Annotated in this window: 10 protein-coding genes, 1 tRNA gene and 2 pseudogenes; 9 read left to right on the forward strand and 4 right to left on the reverse strand. The window is 74.0% G+C overall.

Annotation, left to right across the window (positions count from 1 at the left end; all coding sequences use genetic code 11):
- Positions 1-507, reverse strand: a pseudogene (locus E1258_RS22100) (alanine racemase); the annotation flags it as partial.
- 336 nt (positions 508-843) lie between these two features.
- Between E1258_RS22100 and tmk the strand changes: the two are divergent.
- From tmk to E1258_RS22130, 6 genes are all read left to right on the forward strand, one after another.
- On the forward strand, positions 844-2,940 hold the full coding sequence (gene tmk, locus E1258_RS22105) for a dTMP kinase (RefSeq protein WP_132404483.1): 2,097 nt from the start codon (positions 844-846) through the stop codon (positions 2,938-2,940).
- Entirely contained in the window at positions 2,940-4,310 is a 1,371-nt protein-coding gene (locus E1258_RS22110) for a DNA polymerase III subunit delta' (protein ID WP_132404485.1), read from the forward strand. The genes tmk and E1258_RS22110 overlap by 1 nt, the downstream gene beginning before the upstream one ends.
- 122 nt (positions 4,311-4,432) lie before the next feature.
- Positions 4,433-4,762 carry a YbaB/EbfC family nucleoid-associated protein gene (locus tag E1258_RS22115; RefSeq protein WP_007074184.1) on the forward strand — a complete coding sequence of 110 codons (330 nt, stop codon included), beginning with the start codon at positions 4,433-4,435 and terminating at the stop codon, positions 4,760-4,762.
- Position 4,763: 1 nt separating this feature from the next.
- Positions 4,764-5,069, forward strand: a complete 306-nt coding sequence (locus tag E1258_RS22120; RefSeq protein ID WP_132404487.1) for a hypothetical protein — start codon at positions 4,764-4,766, stop codon at positions 5,067-5,069.
- A complete protein-coding gene (locus E1258_RS22125) occupies positions 5,069-5,734 on the forward strand; it encodes a hypothetical protein (protein WP_132404489.1) in 666 nt (221 codons plus the stop codon). Before E1258_RS22120 ends, E1258_RS22125 begins: the two co-directional genes overlap by 1 nt.
- Before the next feature lie 54 nt (positions 5,735-5,788).
- Positions 5,789-6,628, forward strand: a complete 840-nt coding sequence (locus tag E1258_RS22130) for a regulatory iron-sulfur-containing complex subunit RicT (protein WP_132404491.1) — start codon at positions 5,789-5,791, stop codon at positions 6,626-6,628.
- A gap of 5 nt (positions 6,629-6,633) precedes the next feature.
- Here the strand turns inward: E1258_RS22130 and E1258_RS22135 are convergent, their stop codons facing one another.
- Positions 6,634-8,388, reverse strand: coding sequence for a metallophosphoesterase (locus E1258_RS22135; protein ID WP_371688658.1), 1,755 nt, complete (start codon positions 8,386-8,388; stop codon positions 6,634-6,636).
- 159 nt (positions 8,389-8,547) lie between these two features.
- On the opposite strand from E1258_RS22135, the gene E1258_RS22140 reads away from it, so the two are divergent.
- Positions 8,548-8,621: transfer RNA gene (locus E1258_RS22140), tRNA-Thr, on the forward strand.
- Positions 8,622-8,757: 136 nt separating this feature from the next.
- Here the strand turns inward: E1258_RS22140 and E1258_RS22145 are convergent.
- Positions 8,758-9,097 (reverse strand): annotated as a pseudogene (locus tag E1258_RS22145) (hypothetical protein); the annotation flags it as partial.
- Between E1258_RS22145 and E1258_RS33520 the strand changes: the two are divergent.
- Both E1258_RS33520 and E1258_RS22150 read left to right on the forward strand, forming a co-directional pair.
- On the forward strand, positions 9,081-9,254 hold the full coding sequence (locus E1258_RS33520) for a hypothetical protein (protein ID WP_165949869.1): 174 nt from the start codon (positions 9,081-9,083) through the stop codon (positions 9,252-9,254). The pseudogene E1258_RS22145 and the gene E1258_RS33520 overlap by 17 nt on opposite strands.
- Before the next feature lie 258 nt (positions 9,255-9,512).
- Entirely contained in the window at positions 9,513-13,043 is a 3,531-nt protein-coding gene (locus tag E1258_RS22150) for a S8 family serine peptidase (RefSeq protein ID WP_207919666.1), read from the forward strand.
- Positions 13,044-13,382: 339 nt separating this feature from the next.
- On the opposite strand, the gene E1258_RS34030 is transcribed toward E1258_RS22150, so the two are convergent.
- A complete protein-coding gene (locus E1258_RS34030) occupies positions 13,383-13,634 on the reverse strand; it encodes a hypothetical protein (RefSeq protein WP_207919667.1) in 252 nt (83 codons plus the stop codon).
- Positions 13,635-13,831: the final 197 nt, after the last annotated feature.

The raw sequence follows: 13,831 nt of genomic DNA on the forward strand, positions 1-13,831 counted from the left end.
GTGCACCGGCGAGCGCCGCACCCCGACGTGCACCCGCCCGCCCAGCGGTCGCCAGGACGCGTCGAGGTCGACGCAGACGCGCAGCGCGGGCCGGCGGGCCGGCGGACACACCGCGTCGACGAGATCGAGCTGGTCGGTCCCGTCGATCATCAGCGTGACGGTTCCGGCCAGCCCCTCGTCGGCAACCAGCTCGGCGAGCGCCCCCCGGTCGGCCGTGGGGTACGCCACGAGCGCGTCGTCGGTGACGCCGGAGCGGACGAGCCAGCTCGCCTCGGGCAGCGTGAACGCCATCACCCCCCGCCAGCCGGGGCGGCCCAGCACCCGGCGGAGCATCTCGCGGGACCGGACGGACTTGCTGGCGACCCGGATCGGCTTGCCGCCGGCCCGGGTGGGCAGCGCCGCCGCGTTGGTGTCGAACGCGGTCAGGTCCACCACCGCGTACGGCGGGTCGAGGTGGGCGGTCGCCCGCTCCAGGCGTACGCGCAGTTTGTCGCCTTGGGTGGTCACGTGTGCACGCTAACTGTCGATCGGTCAATGTGAAAGTGCCTCGCATTGTCGGCGGGCGGCCGGTGGCGCCGGCGGCCTAGGCTGCGACGAGCAGGCACTGTCGCGGGCGGGAAGTCCCTCGGCCGGGACTAGAGTGTTGCACCGGGACTGCCCAGCGTTGGGCCGGCACGTGGAGGTACGGCCATCGAAAGCCAGAACAGCGGCGAGTCGCCCGGCGGGTCGCCGGCGGCCGGCACACCCGGCGGCGCGGACACCGGCCGCACCGGCGGTCAGGCGACCGGGCAACCGGCCGGATCGCCGGCGACGGACGGGTCCGGGGCCGCCGCGATCCGCTCCGTGCTGCGTATCCGGCCGTTCCGCCGGCTCTGGATCGTGCTCGGCGCCGCGTCCTTCGGCGACTGGCTCGGCCTGCTCGCCACCTCGGTCTTCGCCGCCGCCCAGGTCTCGGGCAGCACCGCCCAGGGTGCCGCGTTCGGCACGCTGATCGCGATCCGGCTGCTGCCCGCGCTGATCCTCGGCCCGGTGGCCGGCGTGCTCGCCGACCGGTTCGACCGGCGCTGGACGATGGTCATCTGCGACGTGCTGCGCTTCCTGCTCTTCGCCTCCATCCCGCTGTTCGCGCTCACCGGGGCCAGCGGCGGGCTGGTGGTCGGCTGGGCGGCGATCGCGACCTTCCTGATCGAGACGCTCACCCTGCTCTGGATCCCGGCCAAGGAGGCCGCGGTCCCGAACCTGATCCCGCGCGCCCGGCTGGAGGCCGCCAACCAGCTCACCCTGATCACCACGTACGGGCTCACCCCGATCGCCGCCGCGCTCGGCCTCGCCCTGCTCGACCGCAGCATCCGGGGGGCCACCGGCGGAGAGATGCCGTCCTGGGCCGAGCCGGCGCAGCTCGCGCTCTGGTTCAACGCGTTCTCCCGGCTGGCCACCGCCCTGGTGGTCGCCTGCGGGATCAAGGAGATCAGCCAGGCGCAGGCCAGCGGGGCGGAGCGCACCGAGCAGGGCGTCATGCGCCAGTTCACCGAGGGCTGGAAGTACATCGGCCAGACCCCGTTGGTACGCGGCCTGGTGCTCGGGATCTTCGGCGCGTTCGCCGGCGGCGGCATCGTGATCGGCACGGCCAAGTTCTTCGCCGCCTCGCTCGGCGCCGGCGACGCCGCCTTCTACCTGCTCTTCGGCGCGATGTTCATCGGCCTCGCCCTGGGCATCGGGCTCGGCCCGATGATCGTCCGGGACATGTCCCGGCGGCGCTGGTTCGGCATGAGCATCGTGCTGGCCAGCGCGTCGGTGCTGGTGCTCGCGTTCGCCGTGCACCTGTCCATGGCGATGCTCGGCGCGATCCTGGTCGGCGCGGGCGCGGGGATGGCCTTCCTCGCCGGCACCACGCTGCTCGGCGGCGAGGTCGCCGACGAGGTACGCGGCCGGGTCTTCGCGGTCGTGCAGATCGGCACCCGGCTGGTGCTGATCCTGGCCATCGCGCTGAGCAGTCTCCTGGTCGGCGTCGGCGGGTCCCGCAAGCTGACCATCGCCGACCTCGGCATCTCCGTCTCCTCCACCCGGCTGCTGCTGCTCGCCGCCGGTGCCGCCGGCATCTTCGCCGGGATCAGCGCCTTCGGCCAGATGGACGACAAGAAGGGCGTGCCGGTCCTCGCCGACCTCTGGGGGTCGATCCGGGGCCGCCCGCTGATGCCGGCCGAGAACTTCGTCTCCAGCGGGCTCTTCGTGGTCTTCGAGGGCGGCGAGGGGGCCGGCAAGTCCACCCAGCTCGCCGCGCTCGCCGAGCGGCTGCGCGGGCAGGGGCGCGAGGTGGTGGTGACCCGGGAGCCGGGAGCCACCGAGGTCGGGGCGCGGATCCGCGCGCTGCTGCTCGACGCCACCGTCGAGGGCCCGTCGCCGCGCGCCGAGGCGCTGCTCTACGCCGCCGACCGGGCGCACCACGTCGCGACCGTGGTCCGGCCGGCGCTGGCCCGGGGCGCGGTGGTGATCAGCGACCGGTACGTCGACTCGTCCCTGGCGTACCAGGGGGCCGGGCGGACGCTTCCCGTCGACGAGGTCTCCTGGCTCTCCTCCTGGGCCACCGGCGGGCTCAAGCCCGACCTGGTGGTGCTGCTCGACGTGGACCCGCACACCGGCCTGTCCCGGGTCGCCGCCCGCAGCGAGGGAACCGACCGGTTGGAGGCCGAGTCCGTCGCCTTCCACGAGCGGGTCCGGTACGCCTTCCTCGACCTCGCCGCGAACGACCCGAGGCGCTACCTGGTGCTGGACGCGTCCCGCCCGGTCGAGGAGACCGCCGCGCTGGTCGCCCTGCGGGTGAGGGAGTTCCTGGTCGACCCGGCCGGCATCGTGCACCCCCGTCCCGCCCAGGGGCCGGACACCTCGGTGCAGCCCGAGTTATCCGACGCGGAGCTGGTGACGATGGAGCACCGGACCTGATGCCGGGCGTCTCCGCCATCCCGCCGGGCGTCTTCGCCGACCTGGTCGGGCAGGACGAGGCGGTCGACACGCTGCGGCGGGCTGCCGCGTCGGCCGCCGCCCAACTCCGGCAGGCCGCCCTCGCGCGCGTGGCGTCCTCCGCCGGCCCCACGGTCGCAGGCGCTCCCGCCCGACCCGAGGCACCCGCCGGCTTCGAGGACACCGACGGCTTCGACGACCTCGCCGCCGAGGCGGAGGCCGAGAACGCCGACGGGCCGGGCGGCGCCGGGCCCGCCGCCGAGCCCGGGGCCGGGATGACCCACGCGTGGATCTTCACCGGGCCGCCCGGCTCGGGCCGCTCGGTGGCCGCCCGCGCCTTCGCCGCCGCCCTCCAGTGCGCGTACGGCACCGGGTGCGGCGCGTGCCCGGGCTGCCACACCACCATGGCCGGCACCCACGCCGACGTGCGGCTGGTGGTGCCCGAGGGGCTCAGCATCGGCGTCGGCGAGATGCGCGCCCTGGTGCTGCGGGCGGCCAGCACCCCGTCCGGCGGGCGCTGGCAGGTGGTGATCATCTCCGACGCCGACCGACTCACCGAAGCGGCCGGCAACGCGCTGCTCAAGGCCGTCGAGGAGCCGCCGCCACGCACGGTGTTCCTGCTCTGCGCCCCGTCGACCCACCCGGACGACGTCTCGGTGACCATCCGATCGCGCTGCCGGCTCGTACCGCTGCGGCAGCCCGCGCCCGAGGCGGTGGCCGAGGTGCTGGTCCGCCGGGACGGGATCGCGCCGGACTTGGCGCGGTGGGCGGCGGCTGCCGCGCAGGGGCACGTGGGCCGGGCCCGGCGGCTCGCCGGCGACCCGGAGGCCCGCAGGCGGCGCGACGCCGTGCTCGCCGTGCCGCGCCGGCTGACCGGCGTGGGCGCCGCCTTCGACGCGGCGTCCGCGCTGATCGAGGCCGCCGAGGCGGAGGCCGCCGCGTCCGTCACCGAACTCGACGAGGCGGAACGGGCCGCGTTGCAGACGGCGCTTGGCGCGGGCGGCACCGGCCGGGGTGCGGCCGGCGCGATGCGCGGTGCCCAAGGGCAGCTCAAGGACCTGGAGAAGCGGCAGAAGTCGCGGGCCACCCGGGCCCAGCGGGACGCCCTGGACCGGGCCCTGGTCGACCTCGCCGGCTTCTACCGCGACGCGCTGATCGCGGCGCTGCGCGCGCCGGTCGCCCCGGTGCACACCGACACCGCCGCGCTGGCCGAGGCGGGCGCGCAGAAGTGGCACGCCGAGGGGGCGCTGCGCCGGCTGGAGGCCGTGCTGGAGTGCCGGGCCGCCATCGAGGCCAACGTCAAGCCGCGCATCGCGGTGGAGGCGATGATGCTGTCCCTCTGGAAGGGCTGACCGCCCAACCCTGCTCCGTCCACAGGCCATCGACAGGTCCGATTGGTGTGCGGTACGGTCCGGTGATGCCGTGGTGACCGTGGCGGCACACTCAGTGAGTGCACTGCCGGGAGGAGTCCGCGATGCCTCGGGGGGAGATCGACGAGGCCTGGATCGAGGAGGCGGTGCGGCGCTACCGCCGCATCGAGGCGTTGCAGGCCGAGTTCGACCAGGCGGTGGCGACCGTGGAGGTCACCGTGCGTTCCCCGGACGGGCTGGTCGAGGTGGTGGTCACCGCCGGCGGCCGGATCACCGACGTGCGCTTCCTCGGCCCGCTGCACCAACGCCACCACCGGGACGTCGCCGCCTCCGTGCGCGCCGCCGTGGCCGCCGCCGCCGACGCTGCCCAGTGGGCCCGGGAGAAGCTGCACAACGAGACGTTCGCCGCGTACCGGCCGCTCGCGGGGGCCTGACGTGGACGAGCTGCGCGCCCTCGCCGCCCGGCTGGAGGAGGCCAGCGCCGCCCTGGAGGCGCTCGCCCGCGCCGTCACCGCCACCGACCCGCCGCACCCGGCGTTCGGCGCGCACGTCCCGGGCCGCCCCGGCGAGATCGGCCGGGCGCTGCACCGGCGGTGGACCGACGCCACCGGCGACCGGGCCCGGGAGGCGGCCGTCGCCGCGACCCGGCTCACCGCCGCCGCGTCCGCCGTGCGCAGCGCCGCCGACCGGTACGCGGGGGTGGACGACGCCGTCCGCCGCCGGCTGGGCCGGGAGGTCTGATGGACGCCCTGGACCGCCTCGCCGAGCCGGGGCTGGACCTGCTCGGCCGGGTCGACACGCTGCTCGCCGGCGGAGCGCCCGAGGGGCACCGGCTCTGGCCGTTGCTGCGCCGCATGCAGGTGCTCCCCGGCGACGCCCTGCGGGGCTTCCTCGACCTGCACCCGGCCCCGCTGAACGGCGCCGGCCACGCGGTGCGCGGGCTCGTCCGGGGGTACGACGAGGTGTGCCGCACCCTCACCGACCCCGCCGCCTGGTCCGGGCCGGCCGCCTCGGCGTACGACCAGGCGCGCTCGGCGCTGCTGCGCCACCTAGACGAGGGCCCGGAGAGCCTGGTGGGCCGGCTGGAGGCCACGGCCGGGTACGCGGACGCCCTCGCCGACTGGATGGAGGGCAGCCGCCTCGCGCTGGCCCGCGCGCTCGCCGACGTGCTCGGCTCCGCCGAGGCGGTCCGGGTGCACGCCGCCACCGCCCCGGGAGCCGAGCCCGGCGTGGCGGGGCTGCTCGCGGCGGCCGACATCGCCCACCGGGTGCTGGCCGTGCTCGGGGTGGCGTACGACGGAGCGGAGACGCTGCTGCGCCAGTGGTCGCCGAGCCTCGCGGAGACGACCTGGCGCGGGTCGACGGCCGGCGTCGCGTACCACGACTCGCCGCTGCGGGTCCGATGACCGGCGGTGACGCGCGAGTGGGTGTCGGGCGTCACCGCGTCGTAGGGTGATGGCATGGGCATGCTCTGCGCGGTCAGCTTCAACCGGTACGGGCGTCTCTACTACCTCGACCCGGGCGAGTTCCGCCCGCAGGTGGGCGACCGGGTGCTGGTCCCCACCGACGACGGTCCCGAGGTCGCGGAGTGCGTCTGGGCCGCGCAGTGGGTCAGCGAGGACACCGACGGCTTCCCCCGGCTCGCCGGCCTGGCCGGCGACGACGACCTGCGCCGCGACGAGCTGCTGCGGCGGCGCAAGGCCGAGGCGAAGGTGGCCGCGAAGCGGCTGATCCGCGAGCACGGCCTGCCGATGAAGGTGGTCGCCGTCGACCACGTGCTCGCCACCGCCGACGGCGGCGGGGACCGCACCACGATCTACTTCACCGCCCCGCACCGGGTCGACTTCCGGTCCCTCGTCCGCGACCTGGGGGCCACCCTGCACTGCCGGGTCGAGCTGCGCCAGCTCTCCGCCCGGGACTCCGCGCGGGTCCAGGGCGGCATCGGCTCCTGCGGGCGCGACCTGTGCTGCGCCACCTTCCTCACCGACTTCGAGCCGGTGACGATCCGGATGGCCAAGGACCAGGACCTGCCGCTCAACCCGCTGCGCATCTCCGGGGCCTGCGGCCGGCTGATGTGCTGCCTGAAGTACGAACATCCGCTGTACGCCAGGTTCCAGGAGTCGGCCCCGGCCGTCGGTGCCCGCGTCACGACGCCGGAAGGGGAGGGCCGCGTGGTCGGCCACAGCGTCCCGAGAGACGCGGTGACCGTCCGCCTGGACGCCGACGGCTCCCGCTGCTCGTGCAGCCGGGCCGCCGTCTGCGCCCCTCGCCAGGCCCACGACCAGCACTACACCGGCTGAGGCGGTCAGGGCTCCAGCACGACGGGCGGCTCGGCCAGCCGCGGGGTCAGCGGGTCCTTCGGGGTCAGCCAGGAGGCGGTCGGCGACCGGTCGGGATTCAGCCGCCAGTCGCGGGCGACCCGGTCCACCGCGATCGGGTAGACGGTCAACGTGCCGTCCGGGTCGATGCGCATCCGCAGGAACGCCTTGGCGTCCTCGATGCCCTGACCGGCGAACAGTTCGTTGACGTTCACCCCGAACGCCCCGGCGACCAGCAGGTACGCCGCCACCAGTTCGCTGGCGAGGAGACCGATCAGCGGGCCGTACACCACCGCCGCGGCCGCCACCGGCAGCGGCCACGGCCAGTCGTGCAGGGGCACCGACAGCCAGGCCCAGGTGCCGGCGGCGGCGAGCGCCACCTGCGCCACCCCGTGTACGACTCCGAGGATCCAGTGCCGCACGTGCCGCTTGCCGCTGGCGCTCGGCGGCTTCGCGAAGAAGACCGCGCCCAGCATCGTCACCACCAGCATCGCCACCAGCGGGACGCTCAGCAGCCGTTGCTCGGTGCCGCCGGCCCGGCCCGTCGCCACCCCGGCCATGGCCAGCATGAGCAGGGTGTGCACGGTGCCCAGCAGGGTGCCGAACCCCGGGTTGCGTCTCGGCAGCCGGGCGAAGACCCCCCAGCGGTACCGGCGGGAGCGGGCCCGGTCGGGGAAGCTGGCCGCGAGGTCGTACGGGAGGCTGCGGCTGGCCCGCCGGGACAGGGTGTCCTTCGGCGGCACCTCGATCCGCTCCGGCAGGTGGTGGGTCGGGTACAGGTACGCCCCGCCGCTGCCGCAGGTGATGAGCTGCCGGTCCGGGCCGGCGTACCGGGCGTAGTGGTGCAGGTCGCCGGAGATCAGCAGCCGCACCCGCGCCCCGGTCGGCGTGACGATTGTCCGCAGGAAGTAGTCGATGGAGTCGTACGCCGTGGGATGGTCGGCGGCCTTGACCCACGTCGGTGCCGGCACGGCCAGGATCACCCGGCTGCGCGGCCCCAGCCGCTTCGCGACGGCGTCGAAGTAGGTGAGCTGCGGGTCGTCCAGGTACGAGCCGGACTGGTCGTCGAGGCCGAGCAGCCACCAGTCGGCGGGCAGCTCGACGGCGAAGTACGAGCGGGACTGGCCGGTGCCCCAGCCGCCGAAGTGCCGGTCCCGGGAGCGGACGAACAGCCGCAGGAAGGCGGTCAGCCCGTCGTACCAGTCGTGGTTGCCGGGGACCGCGAACAGGGTGGGCCGCTCGGGCGGCGTGACCGGCAGCGCGGCCTGGTACGGGCCCTTGCACCGGTCCTCGTACGCCGAGTACGACGCCGACGGGTAGACCTGGTCGCCGCCCATCACCAGGGTCTGCGCCCGGGGCAGCCGGTGCCCGTCGACCGCCAGCTCAGGCTGGGCGAGCAGGTACGCGACCGAGTACGTGGCGTTGAAGCCGTCGCCCAGGTCGGCCACGTAGTCCAGCCACAGCCCGCCGTCCGGTCCGACCTGGCGGAAGACCCCGTCGCCGAACGCGTTCTGCAACTCCCGCTTGTCGAGGTACGCCCCGAACAGCGCCGCCAGCAGCGTACGCAGGCCGGTGCTGATCAGCAGCAGCGGCGCGAGCCACGGCACGGGCTTGCGCGGGGTGAAGCCCAGCTCCAGCGGGTCCGTGCTGCGCGGGCGGCGGGACGTCCGGGCGAAGGCGCGGTCGGCGTCGGGATCATCGATGGGGGCCGGGCCGTCGACGGGGGTGCGATCGTCGGTCACCCGCCGCAGCGTAGTCCGGACGGGGCCGATCCGCTGTCGGGTGCGAGCAGGGACGGGCCGGATGCCCGGTTGGCAGGGCGGCACCTCGTGGCCCCGGGGTCGCCGCGAGGCATCCCGCTGTGGCGGCGGCGGGGGTGTGCCGTACACTTGACGATCGTTGCCGCCTTAGCTCAGTCGGCTAGAGCGACGCACTCGTAATGCGTAGGTCGACGGTTCGATTCCGTCAGGCGGCTCAAGGTGAGGCCCTGACCAGCATCAGCTGGTCAGGGCCTCCTTTTCATCGATGCGGTTTCGGATCGCCCCCCGAAAACCCCCAGAAACGCCTACCAGCGATCAGGTTCAGCACACCTGCCAGCGGGGGTGCAGGGTCTACTTGGCCCGGCGCTTCCCACGATCTTGAGGCGCAGGACCGGTGATCTCCGGACCTGCCCCAAGCTGTTCGAGGATGTCGGAGCTGTCCGGGGCGAGGGCGGGTTTGACGATGTAGTGCTTGTTGGTGACCTGCTCGGTGGCGTGCCCGAGCTGGGCTGCGGCGCTTTTGGCGTCGGCCTCCTTGTCGATCAGGGTCGCGACGGTCTTGCGGAAGGTGTGCGGGTGACCCATTCGAGGCCGACGATCGTGCCGCAGATGGTGAGGTCGGGCGTTCAGCGGCGAGATCGAGACCTTCCCAGCGCAGCGCTAGAATCTCGCCGATGCGGGCGCCGGCCGAGCCCACCACCGCGCTGATGCTGGACCTGCACCGCCGGATGCGCGCCGGTGCCCGCCTGGCGCGGGCCCTGGCCGAAGCGCAGCAGGCGTTCGGCGCGACCGGCGACGGCCCGGCCCGGGCCACCGCCGCGGCGTTCGTCTGCTTCGGCGCCGGCTGATCCGAGTTCCCACGGCCGACGGGCAGCCGGCCCTGCGTCGTCCCGGCGTCGAACCACAGACGTCGGATGCCCGCCGCAGGACGCCCCCGTTTTGACCGATTGGCGGGTGTCTGCGCGCGCAGCGGCGCGAGCGGCTGTAACGCAACCGCCGGCCCGGCCGATATAAGCGGCAGACAGACTCCCGTCGGTCTTTCCTCCAGAGAAAGGGGAACCCGCGTGTCCATCAAGACACGAGGCGCCCTCGTCACGGCCGGTGTCGTGACACTCGCCCTGATCGTCGCCACCCCACCGGGCGCCGCCGGCGCGGCGACCTCGGCAACAGTGACGGTCGCCACCGTCGGCGGCAATCCCGTGAAGAACGGCAGGGTGTCGGCACCGTTGTCGGGTATGGTCGCGGTCGCCGGGAGGGCCAACCCCTCCGCCACGATCCCCGCCCCCTCGCCGACGCCGCTGGTCGCCGACGCCGGTGACAGCGCGTTCGTCGCCGCCGGCGAGCGTGCCGTCCTGCTCGGCTCGGCGTACGGCGGCACCGCCCCCTACCAGTTCACCTGGTCCAGCCCGAACGGCAAACTCGTCAGCCCCGACGCGTCCAGCACCGAGCTGGACACCGCCGGCCTGGCCGCGGGCAGCTACCCGGTGACCCTGACCGTGCGCGACGCAGCCGGGAAGTCCAGTTCGGACAGCGTACGCGTGGTGGTCTTCCGGTCCGGCCAGACCACGCTGCTGGACCGGACCGACAGCGACCTCACCCCGGGAGCCGTCGCGACCGGGGAGCGGATGGAGTTCGGCTTCACGGTGCCGACCGGGACCCGGCGGATCACCGTCAAGCTCTCCTTCACCAACGCCGCCAACGACTACGACCTGGAGGTGTACGACCCGACAGGCGTCCGGGTGGCGTCGTCCGGCGCGTCTGCCGGACGGCCGGAGGAGGCGGTGGTTCCCTCGCCCGCGCCCGGTGCCTGGCGGGCGGTCGCGGTCAAGTTCGCCACCGTGCCGCCGGAGCAGGTACGGGTCGTGGTGACCGGCGAGACCGGTGCCACCGACCCGCGGCCCGAGGTGGTGTCCGGCGGGCCCTACGCGTTCGCGACCGGTGCCGAGCAGGCGCTGCGCGGCACGGTCCGCGGCGGAGCAGCGCCGGTCGTCGCGGGCTGGGACCTCGACGGCGACGGGGTGTTCGAGAGCGCTGGCGGCTCGGTTACCGCACACCTGCCCGAGGGGCGGCACCTGGTGACGCTGAAGGCCACCGACGCGGCGGGACTCGAACGGCGCGAGACCACCAGCGTCCTGGTGGCCGACCCGGCGGTGATCGCTTCGAAGACCACACCGCTGACCGTGATCGGCGTCGCCGACACCGGCATCAACCCGTACCACCTCGAATTCTCCGCGCAGACCTACCCGGACCCGGACGTTCTCGCGCTGACCAAGAACTTCACCCGGCACCCCAGCGACTACATCCCCGGCTATCCGAAGGACGCCAAGGCGCTGGACATCACGCTCGGCCGGGGCTACTTCCCGCCGGAGGACACGAAGCTCTGGTCGGGCAACACCACGATCCAGCCGGGCTCGATGTACTGGATCCCCGGCACGAAGATCATCGGAGCGGTGGACTCCGGCGGCTCGACCGGGGTCACCTCATCCGACGACCCGCATCCGATCCTGGACGACAACGGGCACGGCTCCGGGTCGGCCTCGGTCTCCGCGGGCAACCGGTACGGCTACTGTCCGACCTGCCTGCTGGTCGTGGTCGAGGCACTGGACGAATCCGTCGTGGCCCAACTGCCCTGGGTCGACATCTCCAGCAACTCGTTCGGCTACGTCGGCGGCGCGCCCGTCGGTCCGGTCTCCAACGGCCAGGAGGTGACCAAGCGGGCGGCGGAACGCGGCCAGACCACCCTGTTTGCCGCCGGCAACGGGGTCGGCAACGCGTTCGACGTTCCGGTGAGCACCTGGCACTCCGACCAGACCGGCCCGGACTGGAACATCACCGTGGGCGCGATCCGACGCGACAACCAGCGGGCGATCGTCGGTGACGGCATCCCGGTACACCTGTCGTCCTGGGGTGACGGCAACCTGCCCTCAGCCTGCCGGTCCGGCACCATCGGTCAGTGCGCCTTCGGCGGCACCTCCGCCGCCACGCCGTACACCGCAGGGGTTTTCGGCGCGGTGCTCGGCCAGGTTCGCGCCGCTCTCGGCGATGGCGCCGCGGGGCAGCGCCCCGGACAGGCGGTGGCGGTGGGCGTGCCCCGCACGGAGAGCGTCTACCTCGCCGACGGCAAGCTGACCCGCGACGAGCTGCGGCAAGCCGTACTCAAGAGCGCGCTGCCGCTCGGGCGGGACAACACCGGGGCGCCGTACGCGTACCCGCTGACCGCGCCGTACACGGGCGAGCCGAACGTGCTCTTCGAGGGGTACGGTGCCGCCACCCCGGCCGCCGCCCAGCGGGCGATCGCCGTTCTGCTCGGCGAGACGCAACTGCCCGAGCGGCCGTTCGAGGACCAGTTCTTCGCGTACGACCGGGCCGTGCGGGACACGCTGTGGGGTGGCTTCGACCGCGACGGCGACGGCAAGGCCGACTCCTCGGCGCTCGCCAGCGGGCTCGGCGTGGACCTCGCCGACGTGGCCACGTCCGCCGGCGCGCTGTCCGTACTGCAGAAGGTCGCGGCGGCCACGTCGCCCGCGGCACAATCCAGGCTCCAGCCGCTCGGTGACAACACCCTGTCGTACTGGCTGCACCGCCGCGTCGCGTCGACACCCGGCGTGACGGGCTGCGCGGCGACGAACAACGAGCAGTACATGGACCGCGCCAACCGCCCTGGCGACCTGGAACCCTGCTTCGAGTCGCGGGTCACGTCGGTGGTCGCGGCGTTCCGGCCGGTGGGCATCTTCGCCGGTACGGACACCCTCGACGCACCGCTGCCCGCCGGGTCGACGGTCAACGTGGAGCTGTACATCGCCGGTGAGACACCCACCGTGATCCGGCCGGTCGGCGTACTCATGGCCACCGACCGCGAGATCGGCACCGGCGAAGGGCTGGCCCAGCCGATGCTCGGCAGCGGGCCGGGCGGCGCGGCCTGCGCCACCCTCGGCGAGACCTGCTGGACCCGGTACGCCTTCTCGTACCGCACCACCCGGCCGGCGTTCACCGGGGAGCAGCTCACGTTCCAGGTGCAACTGCTCGGAGCGCGGTCGTGGGCATTCGGGTTCGAAGGCCAGCACGCTTCCCGCGTACAGATCACGCCCGCGCCGCTGCCCCCGGCCGGGCTGGATTTTGGGGTGACGGTCGACTCGCCGGCGGGCGGGAGCGCGGTCTCCGAGGACGAGACGGTGCTGGCCGGCGGGAGGTACGCGGTCCCTGACCTGGGCGAGGACCCGACCGGCGCGGGCGACCACCCGAGCCAGCGCCGGGTCGAGGTATCCGTCGACGACGCGTCGTTCGGCAACCCGGTGAAGGCGGTGCTCGACCCGGCGACCGGCACCTGGTCGCTGTCGCTCGGCAGGCTGCCGGTTGGTGAGCACACCATCTACGCCCGGGCGCGTGTGGACAGCACCACGTCGGCGGTTACGGCGAGCACGTTCAGGGTGGCACCGAACGCGGTGGTGCAGTGGCAGGTGGTGGACCGCAACGGCGCGGCCGACCAGACCGGGTGGCGGGCAGCCGAGGGTCTGACGGACTGGACCTTCAACGTCGACACCCACAGGTACGACTCCGGCCCGAAGATGATCCTGGTCCGCTTGGTCGAGCGGAACATCGAGACGGCACGGGACGCCGTACAGGTCAGGTTCCGTTAGCCGTACGCCGGTCGCCGGCCGGGTTGGTCAGCTTCTTGGCCCGGCGAGTGTCGTCCCACGTGCCTGATCGAAGCGTCCCCCACGTAGCTCCTGCTAGGTGGGGGACGCTTCGCTGTGTCACTCTGCTCCCGGGAGCGTGCTGTCAACTGGCACCATTGGCGAACCGGACCCCAACACCGCCGTACCGGCCGCCGACGCGTTCACCGTGAACTGGGCATAGGCTGTCGCGCCCCAGAGGGAACGGACCCCTCGGCAGGCCAAACTGCCCGCGACTCGCTCCCCGGCGCGCCCGGGAGCCGGCCGGCGGAGAGCTGTTCACCCGCTGCCTCCGGCAGGCTTTCAGCCAGCGCATCGACCAGTTCGCCCCGTCGACGCTGGTGCGTCGGGTGGGACGGGTACGTCGATGAGGAGATCCCGCTGCGCCGGGAACTCATGCGGCAGGGACGTCTCGACCGCTCCGTCCCCTGGCTCCGCTGACGGGGCGAAGCCGGCCGGCAGGTTGACCCCGACGCTGTTGACGTGCAGCGCGATGTCGGTGAGCTGGCTGCCGTTGAACAGCCGCCGCACCGGTGGGGTGACCAGAACCGGCACGCCGCCCCGGGACCGGCCCGGCCGGGGGGGTGCGCAGCCCGGCTCAGCCCGGCAGGTCGCCGGCGGACGGCGGCAGCCCGGGCAGCGCCGGTGCGCCCGACGGCGGCAGCAGGGTGGGCAGGGGCCGCGAGCCGCCGTCTGGAAGAGGGGTGCGACCACCCGGCGTCGGCGAGGGCGCCGGCGAGGTGAGCTTGGGG

Origin of the sequence: Micromonospora sp. KC207, from assembly GCF_004348615.1 — a bacterium.
In the GTDB taxonomy this organism is placed as follows: Bacteria; Actinomycetota; Actinomycetes; order Mycobacteriales; family Micromonosporaceae; genus Micromonospora.